We start from the raw sequence: 19,234 nt of genomic DNA, 5'->3' as shown, positions 1-19,234 counted from the left end.
TTTCCATGCTCCACAAGCCGGAATTTTCCCGCCCCGTTGCCGTGCGTCGAATCGGTGCGGCAGGAATGGATATCACGGTAGAGGCAACCCCCGAGGAATGCGGGCAGATTGCCAGGCGGCTGGGGCTGCCTGAAATCAGCATGTTTCGCTGCAAATATACGTTGTCTTTGGGGCGGCGGGATATTGTTTCGGCTCACGGTGCCCTTGCCGTGCGCTTCGTGCAGACCTGCGTGCTCACGCTTGAGCCGTTTGAGGATATGCTCGCAGGCTCCTTTGCCGTGCAGTTTGTGCCCGAAGAGCATTTTGAAGAAAGTGCTGCCCCTGATCTGGAAGCTCTGGATGAGATTCCCTATGAAGGAGAATCGATAGACCTTGGTGAAGCTGCGGTTGAGCAGTTTGCACTGGATCTGGAGCCATACCCTCATGCTCCGGACGCCAGTGTGCCAGCAGGGCTTGTGATCAGTGAGGAAGAGGCTGAAAAGCTTGCTGAGCAGGCGGCAGCGGAGAAAAAAGTGAATCCGTTTGCCGATCTTGCGCGGCTGCGCCGGAAAGATGGCTGAGCTGCCACGGCAGGTTTTATTGCGCTCTTGCTTGCGAAAGGGGCGGCTCTCTGCTAGAGGCCGCCCTCAATCTGGTGATTAACCTGTTTTGTCTTGTCGGTGGTATGGATTGTCCATGGTGCCGGTAGTCTTTGATCTGTTTGGAGGGGCTCGGTCCCATGGCTGTACCCAAAAGAAAAACTTCGCCTTCACGTCGTGGCATGCGTCGCAGCCATGAGGCTCTGCGTGTGGAGGCTTATGCCGAATGCTCCAACTGTGGTGAGCTGAAGCGCCCGCACAACATCTGCAGCCACTGCGGCCACTATGATGGTCGTGAAGTGATTGCTGCGGGCAAGGCACTGAAAGTCGCTGTTCGCGCCTGATGGCATGCGGCGTGCATTGCCATAAGGTAATGCAGTTGTACGGGAGTAAGGCATCTGCGGCATGGCAGAGAAGCAGGCATGAGCAATAGAGAGATTTCCGATAATCCCCTTTCTGCGCAGAGTGAGGTTTTCAGCCTCGCGGTTGATGGGATGGGGGGGGACGGAGCTCCCGATGTGGTCGTTGCCGGGCTTGCCATTGCAGCTGATCGCCATCCCGGGATGCGTGTGCTTCTGATTGGTGATGAAGCACAGCTTCGCCCACTTCTGGCGAAGCATCCCAAGGCGGAAGCCATCTGCACCATCTGGCATACAGATGCCTCCATCCCCATGGATATGAAACCCACCGCAGCCCTGCGTGTGCGCCAGTCTTCCATGCGTCTGGGGATGGATGCCGTGGCGAGTGGCCGCGCCAAAGGCGTTGTTTCCGCAGGGAACAGTGGCGCCATGCTGGCGCTGGCCAAGATTGTCGTGAAAACCATGCCCGGCATTTCCCGCCCGGCCATGGCGGCCATCAGCCCGACGATCAAGGGTGATGTGGTCATGCTGGATCTCGGGGCCAATGTGTCCTGTGACTGGCGCAATCTGGTTGAATTTGCCGTGATGGGGGAAGCCTTTGCGAAGGCTGTTCTCGGCCTTCCTGCTCCCCGTATCGGGCTTCTCAATATCGGTTCGGAAGAACTGAAAGGGGATGAGAAGCTGCGCGTGGCCTCGGAAGCCCTGCGTGAAAGCCCCCTTGCCGCCCAGTTCCATGGGTTTATCGAAGGTCATGACATTACAGCGGGTACAACCGATGTGGTGGTGACAGACGGTTTTACCGGGAACGTGGCGCTCAAGACGGGTGAGGGCGCGCTGAAAATGGCCAGCTCTCTGCTTCGGCAGGTTTTCAATCGCGGCATTATTTCCAAAATCGGTTATCTGCTCGTTCGCCCCGGCCTTGAGCGCATGAAGGAATGGCTTGACCCGCGCCGCTATAATGGCGCGGTGTTTGTCGGCCTGAATGGCGTGGTGGTGAAATCCCATGGCGGCACGGATGCCGAGGGGTTTGCCGCGGCTGTGGATGTGGCCATGGACATGGTCACGCATGGGTTTAACGAGAGTATTCGTGAGCGTCTGACCCACATGGGGGCGCTTCTTTCCCGGCATCAGGCTTCGCTGGAGCGTGAGTCTGAGGAGACAGCGTCCTGACCAGACAGGTTCGGGCCACTGTTCGTCAGGCAGCCTAGAAAGCCGGGTTTGAAGCCGGTGTTTGAGAATGAAAGAACGGTGATGGCGAGACGTTCGCTTCTGGTAGGGTTTGGCGGGTTTCTGCCTGATCGGGTCGTGTCCAACGATGAGCTGGCGGGCCGCCTTGAAACCTCGGATGAATGGATAAGAACCCGCACCGGCATCACCCGCCGTCATATTGCGGGCGAGCATGATACGGCAACCAGCATGGGGGCGGCCGCCGCGCGCAAGGCGCTGGACTACGCCAAGCTGAGTGTTGATGACATTGACGCCGTGATTGTTGCGACATCCACGCCCGATCAGGCTTTCCCCGCCACGGCGGTGCGTATTCAGGCCGAACTCGGCATGAAGCAGGGCTTCGGGTTTGATCTGGCGGCCGCCTGTTCCGGCTTTATTTACGCGCTCTCTACAGCGGATGCCTTCATTCGCTCAGGGCAGGCGCGGAATATTCTGGTTATCGGCAGTGAAGTCTATTCCCGGATTGTTGACTGGTCCGACCGCGGGACCTGCGTGTTGTTTGGTGATGGCGCCGGAGCTGTTGTTCTCTCCGGGTCTGATACGCCGGGTGAGCGGGGTCTGCTCTCTACGCACCTGCATTCAGACGGCACGACGGGGGATCTGCTGTATGTGGACGGCGCTGTGGGCCGCCGCGATAAAAGTGGATTCCTGAAAATGAACGGGCGGGATGTCTTCCGGCATGCCGTTGCCAAACTCTCCTCTTCTGTTGATGAGGCGTTGAAGGCCGAAGGTCTGGAGTATTCAGACGTCGCGTGGCTGGTCCCGCATCAGGCCAACATCCGCATTATTGAAGGTGTGGCGAAAAAGCTGGACCTTCCGCCTGAGCAGGTGGTGGTCACGGTAGACCGGCATGCCAATACCTCGGCAGCCTCCATTCCGCTGGCTCTGGATGAAGCCGTGCGGGATGGCCGCATCAAACCGGGTGATCTGGTGCTGATGGAAGCCCTTGGCGGCGGTTTGACATGGGGTTCGGCGCTGGCCCGTTTCTAAGGGCGTTTTCATATTTCTGACGACAGGAGTGTTTCCGGCCTCAAGAGTGAATTGACGAGGCCGTGCAACATGTTACTTTCATCAGTATGGAAACTGTCACACGTGCCACTCTGGTCGAGCAGATCTATCAGCAGGTCGGGCTGTCCCGTAAGGAATCAGCTGTACTTCTGGAAGACATTCTGGAAACAGTCATGCTTGCGCTGGAGCAAGGTGAAAGTGTCAAAATCAGCGGTTTTGGCACATTTTCCGTAAGACAAAAGGGGCAGCGTTGCGGACGCAACCCCAAGACAGGCGAGGAAGTCCCGATTCTTCCACGTTCCGTGCTGGTCTTCCGCCCAAGCCAGTTGCTGCGTGCGGCCATTAATCATGAAACAGGTGATGGCGGCGAGGCCTATGGCGATGAGTGAAACCGATCGATCATCCTCCGTTGAGGATCTTTCCATTCTGGCTGAGGACGAAAGCGGCGTTCTTGCCGCCCGGCATGAAAAAGGGCCGCATGCTTTTCGCACCATCAGTGAAGTGGCTGATGAACTGCATGTACCACAGCATGTCCTCCGATTCTGGGAAACACGCTTTGAGCAGGTCCGCCCTCTGAAAAGAGGCGGAGGGCGGCGCTATTACCGTCCTGTCGATGTTGACCTTCTGCGGCATATTGCTGATCTCCTCTATGCAAAGGGCTACACCGTTAAAGGTGTTCAGCGGCTTCTGCGTGAAGGTGAGGGGCTGGCTGCGCAGCAGGAGACTGTGCTGACGCAGGAGGCTGCTCCGGCAGAGGTTCAGGCAGACGCTCCTCCGGCAGAAGCCGTCTCCACAGAGGCAGTTTCCACGGAGGCAGCCTCTATAGAAGAGACGCCATTCGAGGAGATAGCTCCCGTAGCGGCAGGCTCGGAGGCATTCAATCCCACTTTGGTGGTGGACGAACCTGTCAGGCATGACGGTGGGGGAGAGCACCTCTCCGTTGAAACGCCGGAGTCTGCTTCCTCTGAAGGGTCATTTGAGATGCAGCCTGAAGAGACTGTGTCAGCTGTTGATGCCGTGCTGGCGGAGCAACGCATTCAGCTTCGTGAAGGCGCTGGGGCTTTCACTCCTGATCAGGGGGGCGCTATGCCCGCACCTGTTCCGGAAGCGGCTTCCGGTGAGCAACTTCGCAGGCTGGAAAAGCAGACACTGCGGCTGAAAACCGATCTGGCGGATATTCTGGTTGAGCTTGAGGCGTTCCGTAACCGCCTGATGGCGTGAAAAAATGCGCAAGGTGGCTTGTGCGTTGTAAAGGGGCCTGCTAAAGACCCTCTCACCAAATGAACGGGCAGTAGCGCAGCCTGGTAGCGCATCAGTCTGGGGGACTGGGGGTCGTGGGTTCGAATCCCGCCTGCCCGATATCTGTTCATTTGGGTCCTGAAAAATTTTCAGAGCAGTATACGGTGTTCAGACCCTGAACACCGTTTTTTGCTGTTCAGGCCGCCACACCATTCTCGCCAGCGGTCCATCTGCGCCAGAGCAGATTGAGTGCCGCCATAACTGCCGGCCCGACAAACAGGCCCAGCAGACCCCATGTTTCCGCACCACCGAGAATTCCCAGCAGCACCCACAGGAAGGGGAGCTGTGTGCTGCCGCCAATCAGAACCGGGCGGATAAAATGGTCTGCTACAAAAATGATCACCGCCCCGATGCCGAATGTCACGATGGCAGCCAGAGATGCGCCCTTCATCAGGATGAGCAGGGACACCAGCCCGACAGCAATCATGGCGCAGAACGGGATCATCGCGGCGACTGCTGTAATGACACCAAACAGGGCGGGGTGAGGGGCCCCTGCAAAAGTGTAGACAATGCCCATCAGCACGCCTTCAGCAATGCCAACCAGCACCAGCCCCAGCACCGTGCCATGCACGGAGGCAATAATCTGGCGGGCAATGGTTTCCCCGCGTTTGCCAAACGCGCGGCGGGACGCCACACGGCACTGGCGGATAACGGAAGTACCGTCCTTATAAAGAAAAAACAGGGTGATGATTGAAAAGCAGAACAGCGTGCCCCTGTGGGCAATCTGGGAGCCAAGGGCTTTGGTGATGGCCATGCCCTTGCTGTCCAGAGCGCCGGTGAGACTGGAGACATCTTCCGCGTTGGAAAGATGAGTCTGCCACCATTTGGTGAGAGTCTCGCTGACAAAAGGCAGATGCGTTACGGCGTCTGGAACGGGCACACCAGAGCGGCGGGCCTCTTCCAGCCAACTCAGGGCGCTCTGTGCTTCTCCCACGGCTTCAAGTGTGATGAGCATAAGCGGGATGACGAAAATCAGCACCATGGCGGCGGTGAAGAGGAAGGGCAGAACGGTGCCGCTGCCGGCTTCAGGCCACGCCGTGCGGGCACGCGTGTAGAGCGGCCATGTTGCGATGGCAAACACTCCCCCCCACACCAGCGCGGGCAGAAATCCATGAATTGTGTAGAGTGCAAGGGCGAAAATAAAAAGAGCCAGAACGTTGCGTGCTGTATCCTGGCCCTTCCTTGAGCGTTGGCTTGGCTTGACCAGAAGGCAGCGCGGGTGCCCGGAAGCAGAGGATTGACTAAGGGTGTCTGGCATAGGGGGCTGGTCTCTTCTTTGCCGTAAAAACATGATCAGGGCGCAAGTTTGCGCGTTCATACGCCTCCGGTCGAGCAAAAAATAGCGGTGCATAGTCTCAGTAAAGAGGCGTTTTATTTGAGATTTAGCCCCTGCTCCCTCTATCTCTGGAGGGAGGGCTGACCGTATAAGCGGTGTGTCATGCTCAGAAATTTTCTTACTGTTGGCGGCTGGACCATGCTCAGCCGCATCCTTGGTCTGGTACGGGATCAGCTTCTGGCTGCGTTCATGGGGGCGGGTGCCCTGCAGGATGCGTATCAGGTTGCCTTCCGGCTCCCCAACATGTTCAGGCGGCTGTTTGGGGAAGGCGCCTTCAATGCGGCGTTTGTCCCGCTTTTTTCCTCTATCCTGACAAAGGAAGGGGAGGACGAGGCCCGGACATTCGCCCGCCGTGCGCTGGGTGTCATGCTGGTCTGGCTGCTGTTCCTGTGCGTGCTGGGGGAAGTGTTCATGCCGCAGGTCTTGCGGCTGATTGCGCCGGGCTTTTTGCAAAGCGGCGAGCGTTACGCTCTGGGTGTCAGCCTCAGCCGCATTACCTTTCCCTATCTGGTTCTGATCTGTGCGGCGGCGCTGGTGGCGGGGGTGCTGAACGGTCTGCACCGGTTTGGCATGGCCGCCGCCGCGTATCTGGCGTTCAATGTGGTCGGGATTGCGGCCATTCTGTTTGTCTCTCCCTTCCTGCCGAACGTGGCCTACGCGGCGGCATGGGGTGTGACAGCCTCCGGCGTGGCGCAGCTTGGACTGCTGCTCTGGGCCGCACATCGGGCGCAGTTCGGGTTGATGCCGCTCTGGCCTTCTCTCACACCGCGTATCCGTCTGTTGGTGCGCCGCATGGTGCCGGGGCTGGTGGGCAGCGGGGTGGGGCAGATCAATCTCACGATTGATACGATTATCGGCACGTTGCTCCCGCCGGGCAGCGTTTCACTGATGTATTTTGCTGATCGTATCAACCAGTTGCCTCTCGGTGTGCTGGGCGCCGCGGCGGGAACCACCCTGCTGCCGGTGCTGACCCGACATCTGGCCGCCGGAGAGCAGGAGGCCGCACATTCCGCCCAGAACCGGGCCATGGAGTATGTGCTTATTCTGACACTGCCCGCCGTGGCCGGGCTGCTGGCGCTGGCCGGGCCGATCATGATCGTGCTGTTCGGGCATGGGTCCTTTACGGAGCAGGATGCTCTTTTGTCGGCACAGGCTCTGCGTGCCTATGCGTTCGGGCTTCCGGCTTTTGTTCTGGTGAAAGTTTTTTCTCCCGCATTTTTTGCGCGGGGCGACACCCGGACTCCGGTCTATATCGGGATTGGCATTCTGGTGCTGAACTTTGCCCTGAACCTGCTGTTTATGAAGCCTCTGGCGCATATGGGGCCACCGCTGGCCAGTAGTCTGGCCGCCTGTGCGAACGTGGCGTGTCTGGCTGTGCTGCTCATGCGGCGGCAGGCGCTGCGGGTTTCCGGCAGCGAGCAGTTCAGACTGTTCAAGACAACATGCGCGGCACTTCTCATGGGCCTGTTTTTGCTCGCTGCGCAGAGGGTTCTGGCATTCCCGATGGGTCTGATGCTGCGGGTCCTGTGGCTGGGCGGCATGGTAGGCTGCGGGGCTGTTCTGTATGGCCTCCTGCTGCATGTATTCGGAATCATGAACGGAGCGGATATACTGGCGCGCCTTCAGCGGCGTTTTCGTAAACGCCGGAGCTGAAGCCGGGAGGAAGGGAGAACCGGCGCTTCTGGCAGTATACACTGCGCCCGAGCCTGTTATGAGCCGGAGAAGAAAGGGGAAGCCCAATGACAGACGTTGTTCTGGCTCATCAGGTTGATCTGAAAACATGGCGGCAGGCAGCCCGGCAGCATGTTCTGGCAGGCACGCCCCCCGACTCTTTGTCCTGGCGGGTGGCGCAGTCTCCCGGTGATCTCCAGAGCGTATTTCGGGAAACATCTTCCCTCCAGACCGGCCCGGAGGCCGTGTTGCACCTGCCGCGCCGGGTGGTGGCGTGGATTGTTCTTGCCCTTCAGGCGCATCAGCCTGAACGGTTTGCGGTGTTGTATCGTCTGGTTTTTCGTGTGGTGCATGAGCATCTGGACCCGGTGACCATGCCCGAAGACCCTGATGTACGGTCTGTGGTGTCCCTTGTAGAGTCCGTGAAAACTGAAGCGGCACGCTTCCGGCTTGGGTTTACTCAGGCGTTTGCGGACCCTGCATGCTCGGTGTGGCAGGACGCGCCGTCCGCTTATGTTGTGGAAGGCAATGCCGCCTATTGCATGGCCCGGTATGCCCGCCCGTGGGAGGTGCGAACTCCTTACCGACGCATGCGGTGGGACGGTCGGGCGCTCTGGTTTGGCGCTGGCCAGACGCATGCAGGAGGAGGTGGTGCCGAACAAGAAGAGGGCTGGCAGCAGGCGGGGCAGGGGCCTTGGCAGGACTGGCCTCGTACCGTTCTGGTTCCGGATCTGGCGGAGGTGCAGCACACGACAACAGTGGAGATGCTGGGCGTTGAAGCCATGGATTGCCGGGCCTGTTCCCTGTGGCAGCCCGCGTCGCGCACAGTTTTTGGGGAAGGGGTGCCCACAGCCCGGCTGATGCTGGTGGGGGAACAGCCGGGAGATCAGGAAGATCTGGCTGGCCGCCCGTTTGTAGGCCCAGCCGGGCAGGTGCTGGATCGCGCGTTGGAAGAAGCCGAGCTAAACAGAAATTCAGTCTACGTGACTAATGCGGTGAAGCATTTCCATTTTACGTGGCGGAATGGGCGGCGTTTGCACCAGAAGCCGGAGCCGGATTCCGTTCAGGCCTGCCGGCTCTGGCTGGAGGCTGAGCAGCGGCTGGTGCAGCCTGTCTTGATTGTCATGATGGGCGTTACGGCGGCACAAAGCCTGTTGCGGCGACCGGTGACGATTTCTCGGGAACGGTCACGGATTTTTCCGCTGGCGGAAGGACGTCAGGGGTTGGTGACGGTGCACCCTTCCTATCTGCTGCGACTCCCTGATGAGGCAGAGAAAGCGCGGGAGTATGCCCGGTTTGTTGAAGATTTGCGGCGCGCGAGAGACTTTATCGAAGCGCCGGCCTGAGGGCTGGAGCGTTTCTGTGCTTGTGGGGCGCGCCAGAGCGAGCCCGGTGGCTGCTCAGGCTTTCCGGCCCTTGTTGATGCGGGCGTGCAGGTCTTTCCCGGTTTTGAAAAAGGGAATGTGCTTTTTGGACACCAGAACCTGTTCACCGGTTTTCGGGTTACGGCCCACGCGCGGGTCTCGTGCCTTGATGGAAAACGCACCGAAACCGCGCAGTTCCACGCGGTTATTTTCTGCCAGACTGCTGGAAATAGACTCGAAAACAGTATTGACGATCAGATTGATGTCTTTGAGCTGAAGATGCGGATGCTTCTGCATAAGCGCGACGATTAGCTCAGACTTGGTCATGGTCCACCTTCCAAAGCCGGGAACATCAGCCTGCCGGACAAAACACTGCCAGTGGAACTGCCAGTGGATATGAATGACAGTGCAGGAAACCAGAATAAAAAAGTGCGTCACCGGCGGTTAAGCCAGCACGCACTTCAAAATTCACCAACCCGGTATGATCAGTCAATATATAAATGGTCTGGCAGCACGAACCAGAATGATGCTGCCAGACCTTATGAAGGCCTCAGGCTGAGGCTTTTTTGCCCCGGCGGCCGCGGGCCGTTGCTTCCTCACCTTCCGGTGCTGCGTGGATTTTACGGCCCAGGCCAATTTCGCGGGCCAGTGTGGAGCGGCGTTCAGCATAGTTCGGCGCGACCATGGGGTAGTCAGCCGGCAGGCCCCAGCGTTCACGGTACTGTTCCGGCGTGATGCCGTAGGCGCTCTGAAGGTGGCGCTTGAGCATTTTCAGTTTCTTGCCGTCTTCCAGACAGACAATGTAATCCGGGAAAACAGAGCGCTTCACGGGAACGGCGGGCTGGAGTTTTTCCGGCTCGTTCTGCGGCTGGTCAGCTGTTTTCAGCGCCTGATAAATATCACGGATAAGAGCCGGGATAAGGGCGGGATCTGTCTGGTTATTGGAAACATGGGCAGAAACGATTTCTGCGGCCAAATCAAGAATATTGGGATAACTCTGGTTCTCGGTCATGACAATTCCGTTTATTTGTCGGGCTGAATGGTTTCACCCTATACTATTGCGTTTCTTCTTTGTGAATAGAGAATATCCGGATTTGATTGAACAAAATCCAATTTCTCAGGAAAAGGGATCAGATAAGGGGAGTGTAAAGAGGGTATCCGCAAGTAAAATAAAAAAACGGTAATCTTTTTTTCTGGGTAAATTCTCTCTTGAGGTTCGCTCGTCCGCAAGATGAAGTATGCTGCCACAATCTGCTTTTACGCTGCTGGTATTTAGAAATGTTACAATTGACTTTACACTTCAGGCTATTATCCAAAGTGGAAATGCCCGGCCAGAAAAGCGGCTGTGGCAGGTATGACATGCCTGTTATAACCTTTAATATTTGTAAGAACTTGGAATAGGGACTGCTGGAAATGACCTCACGCCGCACTGGCAGCAAGATACACACGGGCAGCAAGATAATCGTTCCTGTTGTGTTGTCTGGCGGGACGGGTAGCCGGTTGTGGCCAATGTCCCGCACCAGCTTCCCCAAACAGCTTTGGTCTTTGGTGAGTGAGCGCAGCATGTTGCAGGAAACCGTTCTGCGGGGGAAAGCGGCTGGTTTCGCGCCCCCTGTGGTGGTGTGCAATGAAGAGCACCGTTTTCTGATTGCCGAGCAGCTCCGTGAGGTTTCAGTCAGCCACCCCAAGATTGTTCTGGAGCCGGTGGGTCGGAATTCTGCTCCGGCTATTACGGCGGCCGCCTTGCTTGTCGCCCAGACACACCCGGATGCCGTGTTGTGGATGATGGCGGCGGATGCGGATATCAAGAAAACCGAAGCACTTGCGCAGGGTATGAAAAAAGCTGTGGAGGCAGCGGAGCAGGGGCGGATTGTTACATTCGGCATGACGCCCGACCGCCCGGAAACCGGCTATGGGTATATTGAAAAAGGTGAGCCGCTTCCTGGTGTGGAAGGGGCGTTTACGATCCGGTCGTTCCGTGAAAAACCTGCGCGGGATGCGGCGGAAGAATTTGTAAAAAATGGCAACTATTTCTGGAACTCCGGAATGTTTGTCTTCCGGGCAGATGTGCTTCTTGAAGAAATGCGCCGCTATGCGCCGGATGTTTTGGAAAATGTGAAAAATGCTGTTGAAAAACGGCAGACGGATCTTGATTTCATCCGGCTCGACAAGGAAGCTTTTGCGCAATCTCCTGATATTTCCATCGATTATGCGATTGCGGAAAAGACGGAGGTTTCAGCCGTTATCCCGGCTGATCTGGGGTGGTCCGATGTGGGAAGTTGGGACTCCCTGTGGGAGATCAGCCCTCGGGATGCAGAGAATAACGTGCTGGTGGGGGATGTTCTGACAGAGGACGCGCACGGATGCTATGTGCGCTCCGAAGGCCCTCTGACAACAGTGATGGGGCTGGATGATGTTGTGGTTGTCGTGACCCGCGATGCGGTGCTGGTTACGCGTAAGGACTGTGCGCAGGATGTGAAAAAGCTGGTGGAGCGCCTGAAGAAAGAGGGACGTTCAGAAGCATCTGTTCATCAGAAGAACTATCGGCCTTGGGGATTTTATGAGGGGCTGATCCGTAGTGAGCGCTTTCAGGTCAAGCGTATTGTGGTGGCTCCGGGGGGCAAACTTTCTCTCCAGAAGCATTTTCACCGGGCTGAGCACTGGGTGATTGTGGAAGGTGTTGCCCTTGTCACGCGCGGGGAGGAGGTTCTTCTGGTGCGTGAGAATGAGAGTATCTACCTGCCGCAGGGGTGTGTGCACCGCCTGGAGAATCCCGGCAAAATTCCGCTGACACTGATTGAAGTGCAGTCCGGTGCGTATCTTGGGGAAGATGATATTATCAGGATGGAAGACAGTTATAATAGAAACTGATAGATAAATGCTGTGTAAAAGCACAAAAAAAGCTCCCGGAGTGGGAGCTTTTTTTGTGATGTCAGTCCGACTCGCACATTTGCCCTGTCAGCAAACGGGCCTGAAAAATCTGATTTCAGCGAATACCGAGTTCGCTCATCAGAAAATCACGGAAAACCGCAACGCGCTTGGAGCTGCGCAGTTCTTCCGGGTAGACGAAGTAGGCATCCACCGTCGGGGTTGTTACGTCCGGCAAAATCTGGACAAGGTCGGGGAACTGGGCTGCGGCATAAGTCGGGATTGATCCGATGCCAAGCCCGGCGGCGATAGCAGCAGCCATGGCGGCCATGCTGTTCACTTCCAGACGTGCATTCTGCCGGGCGGAGCCGTGCCGTGCATGTTCAGCCAGCCAGTTGATATGGCCGACCGGCGGGTGGTGTTCCCCAAAAAGCACGAGTTGGTGCGCTGAAATATCATCAAGGGATTTTGGCGCGCCGTGTTTCTCGATATAGAGCGGTGCGGCAAAAATCGGCAGATGGAAATCAGCCAGATGGCGCTGGATAAGGTCCGGCTGGCGGGGCGCGTGCATCCGCACGGCAACGTCAGCTTCCCTCATGCCCAGATCAAGATCGCTGTCTTCCATAATCAGGCAGATATCGATGTCCGGGTTGGCTGCCATGAACTTGTGCAACCGGGGCATGAGCCAGCAGTTGCCAAAGCCTGTTGTTGTCGTAACCCGCAGGCGTCCTGCGGCTTTTTCCTTACTCTCGGTTAAAAGCGTCTGGGTCATTTCGAGTTTTGAAAAGACCTCGCGCACCGTCTTGTGCAGCGTCTCGCCCTGTTCGGTAAGGATCAGTCCTCTGGCGTGACGATGAAAAAGAGGCACCTGAAGGACGTCCTCCAGCGCGGAAATCTGCCGTGAAACAGCAGACTGGCTTAGGTTAAGCACATCTCCCGCGTGGGTAAAGGAACCGGCTTCCGCCACAGCATGGAATACCCGGAGTTTGTCCCAGTCCACGCACGCCTCCTGCAAAATTGAAAGAAGTTATCAAGAGCATACTTGTCATGCTTCGAATTTCATTACGTGCAGTAATTGTCGGGGCTGGTCAAGAGATGGCTGCTATCGGCTCTCCGGCCATCTCCCGGCCCCGGCGCTTGTCAGTTCCCCAGTTCAGCCAGGTACCGTTCGGCATCCAGCGCGGCCATGCATCCGCTGCCAGCCGCAGTCACGGCCTGACGGTAGATTTTGTCCTGAACATCCCCCGCGGCGAATACACCGGGGATGGACGTGCGCGGGGTGCCGGGGGTGGTCTGGATATACCCTTCGGCGTCCAGTTCAATCTGCCCATTGAAAATGCCGGTGTTGGGCGCATGGCCGATGGCAATGAAAATACCGTCTGCCGGGATATCCTGCGTGGTGCCATCCTGCGTGTTGCGCACACGCACCGCGTTGACGGTGGCCGGGGTGCCTTCGGCCAGAATATCCTCCACCGTCGTGTTCCACAGGATGGAGGTTTTCGGGTTCTTGAAAAAACGGTCCTGAAGAATTTTCTCGGCGCGCAGCGTGTCGCGCCGGTGCACCAGCGTAACATGTGCGGCGTGGTGGGTCAGATACAGGGCTTCTTCCACAGCGGTATTGCCGCCGCCCACCACGACGACGTTCTTTCCGCGGTAGAAGAATCCGTCACACGTCGCGCAGGCGGAAACACCAGCGCCCTGCAATGTTTTCTCGCTGGGCAGGCCAAGCCACTTGGCCTGTGCCCCCGTGGCGATGATCACGGATTTCGCGATGTATTCCCTCCCGGAATCCCCCTGCATGCGAAAGGGGGAGCCGGATTTGAAATCAACAGAAGTGATGATGTCGTATTCAATGCGTGTCCCGACATTTCGGGCCTGTGCTTCCATCTGCTCCATCAGCCAGGGGCCCTGAACGGCCTCGGCAAAGCCGGGATAGTTTTCCACATCCGTCGTGATGGTCAGCTGGCCGCCGGGCTGAAGCCCCGCCACTAGCACAGGGGCCAGATTGGCGCGTGCGGCATAAATGGCGGCAGTGTAGCCTGCAGGGCCCGCGCCAATAACGAGCAGATCAGTGGTGATGGTTTCTGTCATGATGGGTGGCCTCTTGCATGATGGAAGTCATGATGGCGTGGGTACGCCCTGTCCTGCCTTGCGATATGGAGGGTGCGTGCATTTTGGGCAAGAGCGGAAGCCGTTTGCGGCGTGTGCGGGTGCGTGGCATATACACGTGAGATTACTCAGAAAAAGGCTGCGGCGAAAAATGGATCAGGCAAGGTGACGGAACTCGACGCTGTTGACCTTCGTATTGTGGCGGAACTTCAGGAAGACGGGCGCATGACCAACGTCGAACTGGCCCGCCGTGTGGGAATTTCTGCCCCGCCCTGCCTGCGGCGTGTCAGGAGGCTGGAAGAGCTTGGTGTCCTTCGTGGCTATCATGCGGACCCGGATGCCGGGGCGCTGGGCTGGCCGATCACCTTTTTTGCGCTGATCGGCCTTGATAGCCAGAAAGACGCCGTGCTCTGCGCATTTGAGGAGGAGCTGAGCCACTGGCCGGAAGTGCGGGAGTGCCACATGATTCGCGGGGGAGGGGACTTTCTGGTCCGCCTGATTGCGCGTGATGCCGCACATGAAAACTCCCTCACGCGCCGCCTGACGGAAGGGCCGCACGTTATCCGCGTGCAGACACTGCAAACCATACGCACAAGCCTTGACCGGACAGGTGTGCCGATTTTCCCCGGCAGCGAGAGCGGTGGTGCGTGACTGAGCCGACTGTGGCGCAGGAGACCGGAGTGCAGGTTGGCCCCGATATCAGTGTTATTGTACCCTGCTACAATGAGGTGGGGAATATTGGCCCGCTGGTAGCAGCTCTTGAGCGCGCGCTTGCGGGCCGCCGGTGGGAAGTCATTTTTGTGGATGACAATTCCCCGGACGGCACAATGGCCGCCGTGAAGGCTCTCGCACAGCAGAACGCCCGTGTACGCGGGGTGTGCCGCATTGGCCGCCGGGGGCTGTCTTCCGCGGTGATTGAAGGGGCGCTGTCTTCTTCCGCGCAGGTTGTGGCCGTGATGGATGGTGATCTCCAGCATGATGAAAGCCGCCTTGGCGCGCTGGTGGATGCCGTGCTGGATGGGAGCTGTGACATTGCGGTAGGCAGCCGCCATGTTGAAGGGGGGGACAATTCCGGCCTGGCCAACGCCTGGCGACACGCCCTTTCAGATGGAGGGATCAAACTTGCGCAGATGATTTTGCCCGTCCGGCTGGGAGACCCGATGAGCGGTTTCTTTGCCCTGCGGCAGGAGACATTTGCCCGGATTGCCCCGCATCTGTCCGGCACCGGCTTTAAAATTCTGGTCGATCTTCTGTTGTCCTCCCCACAGCGTTTGCGCGTGCAGGAAATTCCGTGTGGGTTCCGGGCGCGGCAGGCCGGGGAAAGCAAGCTGGATGCACTGGTTATGCTCCAGTTCCTCGCACTGCTGCTGGACAAACTTTGCCGTGGCTGGCTGCCGCTGCGCTTTCTTGCGTTCGCGAGTATTGGCGTGATCGGCGTTGGCACCAATCTGCTCGTCATGCAGGCCCTGCGGGCTCTGGGGGCCGGGTTTTCCGTGGCGCAGGGGGCCGGAACTCTTGTCGCCATGATTGTCAATTTCATGCTCGATAACACCATCACCTACCGCGACAGGCGCCTGCGCGGCCTGCGCTGCGTGTGGGGGCTGGTGCTGTTCATGCTGGTCTGCTCCGTGGGGGCGCTGGCCAATGTCGGGGTGGCGGACATGGTCTATGACCAGAGTCGCCGGTTTAATGAAGCCAGCATCGCCGGTGCCCTGATTGCAGTGGTGTGGAACTACGCCATGTCCTCCACGGTTGTCTGGCGGTTGTGAGTACACGCGGAAAACAGGCGGGTTTGTGGTGGTGGGGCGTGGCGCTGGTGGTGCTCACGCTCTTCCGTCTTTTCATGGCCGCATGGGTGCCGCTGACCCCGGATGAAGCCTATTATCGCGTCTGGGCGCTGGTTCCTGCGGCCGGGTATCTGGATCACCCGCCGCTGGTGGCCGTGTGGATCCGCGCTGGAATGGCGCTGTTTGGGGATACCGCTCTGGGCGTGCGGGCCATGGGGCCGATTTCAGCTCTGGCGGGCACGCTTCTGCTGGCGTTTGCCGCGCGGGACTGGGCGCGGGCGGAGCCATTCGGCCTGACACCGCGCGGGGCGATGCTGCGCACGGGGCTGCTGCTGAACGGCACGATTGCGCTGGGTGTCGGCACGCTGATCATGACACCGGATACACCGCTCCTGTTTTTCATGGCGTTGCTGGTGTGGAGTCTGGGGCGTGTTTGTCTGCTGGGGCAGGGGCGCTGCTGGCTCCTTGTCGGGTTGGCCGCAGGGCTTGGGTTTGAAAGCAAATACACCGCCCTGCTGCCTGTTTCCGGTATGGTGCTCTGGCTGGTCCTGACCCGTGCGGGGCGCGGCTGGCTGAAAACACTGTGGCCGTGGGCCGGTGGCGGTGTGGCGGCGTTGTGTGCCGCGCCGGTTGTCTGGTGGAATGCCACACATGGCTGGGCAAGCTTCCTCAAGCAGGGGGGCAGAACAGGGGACTGGCATCCGGCAAAAATGTTCACCTATTTTGGTGAGCTCCTGGGCGGGCAGGTCGGTCTGGCCTCACCGGGTGTGTTTGTGTTTTTTCTGGGCGGTGTCTGGCTGCTGTGGCGGCGGAAAGAAGGGTTCTCCCGCCTGCTCCTGCTGATGGTGCTGCTGCCTGCGGCGGTTTTTGTGCAGCATGCCTTTGGCGCGCGCGTGCAGGCGAACTGGCCTGTTGTGCTGTATCCGGTTCTGGCGGTTGCGGCGGGCCGCGTTGTCTGGCGCGGCTGGATGGCCTCCAGCCTGACCGGTATGGCGCTGGTCGGGGTGATTGTGGTGCAGGCGGCCTTCTCTCCGGTCACGCTCTCTCCGCATTTCGATATGACCTTGCGGCAGATGGGCGGCTGGCAGACGTTTGCGCAGGCGCTTGCCGCCCGCACGCCGGCGTCTTCCGTGCTGATTGCGGATGAATATGGTCTGGCGTCCGAACTGTCCTTTTATGCGCCTGAAAACCGCAAGGTGATGGCGGTGGAGCCGCGCTGGGCGCTGTTTGCCCTGCCAGCGGCGGCCTGCACGGAAGGGTATCTGATTCGCAGCCACAGGCGGCATGAGCCACCTGACGCCGCCAGCTTTATCGTGCTGGGGCAGGAGGCGGACGCCGTGCGCGAGCGGCGCGGTGCCGTGGCGGAAACATACGCGGTTTTTCATGTCCGGATGCGGTGTGATAGCGCGGGGCACAGCCTGAACGCTGTGATCGTGCCCTGAAAAAGTGTCTGTCCGTTCCGGCCTGAGGGTGCCTTTTTGGACAAGAGGGCGGGAACGGGATTACGGTGCGAAACGAGTAATGCAAAAGGAAAGCGGGGGCGTATGTCATCTCCACTGAATGTGGCTGTCCAGATGGATCCTCTGGAGCACATCAATATTGATGGTGATTCCACGTTCGCCATGATGCTGGAAGCGCAGGCCCGCGGGCATGCGCTGTTTGTTTATGAAGTGGCCTCCATGGCGCTGGGTGAAGGTGTGGCGGAACCCGGTGGCGTGGCCAGAACTCAGGTGAGTGCCGCGCTGCGCCCTGTTACGGTGCAGCGGGTGCGTGGGCAGCATGCCACGTTTGGGCCTGTGGCCCGGCGCTCTCTGGGGGAGATGGATGTGGTGCTGATGCGCCAGGATCCCCCGTTTGATATGGCGTATATCACCGCAACGCATCTGCTGGACCATGTGCATGGCACGGGGCCGGGCAAGGCGCTGGTGGTGAATGACCCGAGATGGGTGAGGGATTCTCCCGAAAAGCTGCTGGTTACGCATTTTCCGGATCTGATGCCGCCCACGCTGGTGACATGGGATGTGGAAGAAATCCGCGCTTTCCGCCGGAAATGGCGTGATATTATTGTCAAGCCGTTGTTCGGGAACGGGGGGAGCGGGATTTTCCGCATCCGTGAGGATGACCAGAATCTGAATGCGCTGCTGGAAATGCACTTTGCCCGCTCGCGTGAACCGTTGATGATCCAGCGGTATGAACCTGCCGTCAAAGCAGGGGATAAACGGATTATTCTGGTTGATGGTGAGCCTGTCGGGGCGATCAACCGTGTGCCGTCCGGGGAAGATCACCGGTCCAACATGCATGTGGGAGGTGTGGCACACCGCGTTGGGCTGACGGAGCGGGACAAGGAAATCTGCGCCGCGATCGGACCGTTCCTGAAAAATCACGGTCTGATTTTTGTCGGGATTGATGTGATCGGGGATTACCTGACGGAAATCAACGTGACATCCCCCACAGGGCTTCAGGAACTGGAGCGGTTTGACGGGATTAACGGCGCAGGACTGATCTGGGATTGCATTGAGGCGAAACTGTCAGCAAAGGCAGGCTGACAGGGCCGGGGCTTCTCTCAGTCTGGTGTATGGGTATCTGGCGCGGGGGGCGCGTGGTTTTCCGGCTCGTGCGCGGGCTCGTCTTCTTCTGCGTCAGGAAGGACGGGGTCCTTGCCGAAGCGGTTGTCAAGCCAGCTGAACAGGGGCGCGCGGAAGTAGTAAATCACGACAGATGACCAGATGATCAGGCTGAGGAAGGCAATAAACAGATTCAGCATGGCTCGCTTTCTTTTTAATCCGTTCGTTCTGGGCGGAAGGTAAGGGCACAGTGGGGCCTGAGACAAGGGCGCTTTTATGGCGCGTTTTATTTAATACAGGGAAGATGCGTTGTGGCTCTTGAAGAAATTACCGCGAGCAGGCACAGAGAGAGCATGAGTGACGTTCTCCACGAATGCCCGCCCGGTCAGGGTGAAGATCAGGTTCCGCCCCCTTCACGCTCAGCGCTGGATGCAGAGGCTGTAAAAGTTGCCTATCGCCGCTGGGCTGGCGTCTATGATACCGTTTTTGGCGGTATTTCAGGCGTGGGCCGTCGGCGTGCGGTTGAGGCTGTTAACGCCCTGTCTGGCCGTAACGTGCTGGAAGTGGGCGTGGGCACGGGCCTTGCCCTGCCGTTTTACACTCAGGACAAATGCATTACCGGCATCGACCTTTCTGGTGACATGCTCGCCCGCGCCCGTGAGCGCGTGCAGAAAGAGCATCTGACCAATGTGGACGGTCTGCTGGAGATGGATGCGGAAGAGACCAGCTTTGCTGATGCCTCTTTCGATATCGCGGTGGCCATGTTCGTGGCCTCAGTGGTTCCGCATCCGCGCAAGCTGCTGCGTGAGCTGAAACGTGTTGTGCGTCCCGGCGGCCATATTCTCTTTGTGAATCACTTTCTGGCCCCCACCGGTGTGCGGGGCGCGGTTGAGCGCGGCATGGCGCGGGCTTCACGCTCTCTGGGGTGGCATCCTGATTTCGCTATGGAATCCCTGCTGCCGCCGGAAGATCTGGCGCGGGCCTGCATTCAGCCGGTGCCTCCGCTTGGTCTTTTCACACTCGTGACACTCGACCGGATCTGAGATTTTTTCGGCCCGTTCCGT

General features: G+C 58.7%; 20 protein-coding genes and 1 tRNA gene. 15 read left to right on the top strand and 6 right to left on the bottom strand.

The annotated features are described in order from the left end of the window. Positions 1-5 precede the first annotated feature (5 nt). The 7 genes from GOB82_RS05400 to GOB82_RS05370 all read left to right on the top strand — a co-directional run bounded on the left by GOB82_RS05400 (position 6) and on the right by GOB82_RS05370 (position 4,531). The gene (locus GOB82_RS05400; protein WP_166120686.1) at positions 6-560 is read left to right on the top strand and encodes a YceD family protein; all 555 of its coding nucleotides are present in this window, start codon (positions 6-8) and stop codon (positions 558-560) included. 158 nt (positions 561-718) lie between these two features. After that, positions 719-922 (top strand): 50S ribosomal protein L32, encoded by a 204-nt coding sequence (rpmF, locus tag GOB82_RS05395; RefSeq protein WP_035380917.1) that lies wholly within the window; start codon positions 719-721, stop codon positions 920-922. Between the two features lie 78 nt (positions 923-1,000). Beyond that, positions 1,001-2,107: a phosphate acyltransferase PlsX gene (gene plsX / locus GOB82_RS05390; protein WP_166120683.1), complete on the top strand. Its 1,107-nt coding sequence runs from the start codon at positions 1,001-1,003 to the stop codon at positions 2,105-2,107. Positions 2,108-2,185: 78 nt separating this feature from the next. Then, positions 2,186-3,154: a beta-ketoacyl-ACP synthase III gene (locus tag GOB82_RS05385; RefSeq protein ID WP_377791820.1), complete on the top strand. Its 969-nt coding sequence runs from the start codon at positions 2,186-2,188 to the stop codon at positions 3,152-3,154. Positions 3,155-3,216: 62 nt separating this feature from the next. Then, positions 3,217-3,561, top strand: a complete 345-nt coding sequence (locus GOB82_RS05380; RefSeq protein WP_265794359.1) for an integration host factor subunit alpha — start codon at positions 3,217-3,219, stop codon at positions 3,559-3,561. Next, positions 3,554-4,393, top strand: a complete 840-nt coding sequence (locus GOB82_RS13375; protein ID WP_242007214.1) for a MerR family transcriptional regulator — start codon at positions 3,554-3,556, stop codon at positions 4,391-4,393. Before GOB82_RS05380 ends, GOB82_RS13375 begins: the two co-directional genes overlap by 8 nt. 64 nt (positions 4,394-4,457) lie before the next feature. Next, positions 4,458-4,531 (top strand) — tRNA-Pro (locus tag GOB82_RS05370). Between the two features lie 76 nt (positions 4,532-4,607). On the opposite strand, the gene GOB82_RS05365 is transcribed toward GOB82_RS05370, so the two are convergent. After that, on the bottom strand, positions 4,608-5,729 hold the full coding sequence (locus GOB82_RS05365; protein ID WP_166120678.1) for an AI-2E family transporter: 1,122 nt from the start codon (positions 5,727-5,729) through the stop codon (positions 4,608-4,610). 180 nt (positions 5,730-5,909) lie between these two features. Between GOB82_RS05365 and murJ the strand changes: the two genes are divergently transcribed. After that, positions 5,910-7,460: a murein biosynthesis integral membrane protein MurJ gene (gene murJ, locus GOB82_RS05360; RefSeq protein WP_166120675.1), complete on the top strand. Its 1,551-nt coding sequence runs from the start codon at positions 5,910-5,912 to the stop codon at positions 7,458-7,460. Positions 7,461-7,546: 86 nt separating this feature from the next. After that, positions 7,547-8,824, top strand: a complete 1,278-nt coding sequence (locus GOB82_RS05355) for a UdgX family uracil-DNA binding protein (protein ID WP_166120672.1) — start codon at positions 7,547-7,549, stop codon at positions 8,822-8,824. Between the two features lie 54 nt (positions 8,825-8,878). On the opposite strand, the gene GOB82_RS05350 is transcribed toward GOB82_RS05355, so the two are convergent. Together GOB82_RS05350 and GOB82_RS05345 are read right to left on the bottom strand one after the other, a co-directional pair. After that, positions 8,879-9,169, bottom strand: coding sequence for an integration host factor subunit beta (locus GOB82_RS05350; RefSeq protein ID WP_166121087.1), 291 nt, complete (start codon positions 9,167-9,169; stop codon positions 8,879-8,881). Between the two features lie 223 nt (positions 9,170-9,392). Then, a complete protein-coding gene (locus GOB82_RS05345; protein ID WP_166120669.1) occupies positions 9,393-9,854 on the bottom strand; it encodes a MucR family transcriptional regulator in 462 nt (153 codons plus the stop codon). 401 nt (positions 9,855-10,255) lie between these two features. Here GOB82_RS05345 and GOB82_RS05340 point away from each other — a divergent pair, with 401 nt between their 5' ends. Beyond that, the gene (locus tag GOB82_RS05340) at positions 10,256-11,713 is read left to right on the top strand and encodes a mannose-1-phosphate guanylyltransferase/mannose-6-phosphate isomerase (protein WP_166120667.1); all 1,458 of its coding nucleotides are present in this window, start codon (positions 10,256-10,258) and stop codon (positions 11,711-11,713) included. Between the two features lie 115 nt (positions 11,714-11,828). Here the strand turns inward: GOB82_RS05340 and GOB82_RS05335 are convergent, their stop codons facing one another. Further along, positions 11,829-12,710: a LysR substrate-binding domain-containing protein gene (locus tag GOB82_RS05335; RefSeq protein WP_166120664.1), complete on the bottom strand. Its 882-nt coding sequence runs from the start codon at positions 12,708-12,710 to the stop codon at positions 11,829-11,831. Positions 12,711-12,850: 140 nt separating this feature from the next. Further along, positions 12,851-13,801, bottom strand: coding sequence for a thioredoxin-disulfide reductase (gene trxB / locus GOB82_RS05330; RefSeq protein ID WP_166120661.1), 951 nt, complete (start codon positions 13,799-13,801; stop codon positions 12,851-12,853). A 183-nt stretch (positions 13,802-13,984) separates the two neighbouring features. On the opposite strand from trxB, the gene GOB82_RS05325 reads away from it, so the two are divergent. The 4 genes from GOB82_RS05325 (at position 13,985) to gshB (ending at position 18,152) form a co-directional block, all read left to right on the top strand. Next, positions 13,985-14,470 carry an Lrp/AsnC family transcriptional regulator gene (locus tag GOB82_RS05325; protein WP_265794354.1) on the top strand — a complete coding sequence of 162 codons (486 nt, stop codon included), beginning with the start codon at positions 13,985-13,987 and terminating at the stop codon, positions 14,468-14,470. Further along, on the top strand, positions 14,467-15,588 hold the full coding sequence (locus GOB82_RS05320) for a glycosyltransferase (protein WP_166120658.1): 1,122 nt from the start codon (positions 14,467-14,469) through the stop codon (positions 15,586-15,588). The genes GOB82_RS05325 and GOB82_RS05320 overlap by 4 nt, the downstream gene beginning before the upstream one ends. Beyond that, complete coding sequence (locus GOB82_RS05315) at positions 15,585-17,048, top strand: glycosyltransferase family 39 protein (protein WP_265794353.1); 1,464 nt, start codon at positions 15,585-15,587, stop codon at positions 17,046-17,048. The genes GOB82_RS05320 and GOB82_RS05315 overlap by 4 nt, the downstream gene beginning before the upstream one ends. Before the next feature lie 102 nt (positions 17,049-17,150). Continuing rightward, a complete protein-coding gene (gene gshB / locus GOB82_RS05310; protein WP_166120656.1) occupies positions 17,151-18,152 on the top strand; it encodes a glutathione synthase in 1,002 nt (333 codons plus the stop codon). A gap of 17 nt (positions 18,153-18,169) precedes the next feature. Here gshB and GOB82_RS05305 read toward each other — a convergent pair whose 3' ends face one another. Further along, positions 18,170-18,370 carry a hypothetical protein gene (locus tag GOB82_RS05305; RefSeq protein ID WP_166120653.1) on the bottom strand — a complete coding sequence of 67 codons (201 nt, stop codon included), beginning with the start codon at positions 18,368-18,370 and terminating at the stop codon, positions 18,170-18,172. 153 nt (positions 18,371-18,523) lie between these two features. On the opposite strand from GOB82_RS05305, the gene GOB82_RS05300 reads away from it, so the two are divergent. Continuing rightward, positions 18,524-19,213: a class I SAM-dependent methyltransferase gene (locus GOB82_RS05300; protein WP_166120650.1), complete on the top strand. Its 690-nt coding sequence runs from the start codon at positions 18,524-18,526 to the stop codon at positions 19,211-19,213. The last annotated feature ends 21 nt before the right edge of the window (positions 19,214-19,234 follow it).

The sequence above is a fragment of the Acetobacter farinalis genome, from assembly GCF_011516935.1.
In the GTDB taxonomy this organism is placed as follows: domain Bacteria; phylum Pseudomonadota; class Alphaproteobacteria; order Acetobacterales; family Acetobacteraceae; genus Acetobacter; species Acetobacter farinalis.
Note: the sequence above shows the minus strand (reverse complement) of the source record. Positions and strands in the feature narration are given on the sequence as shown.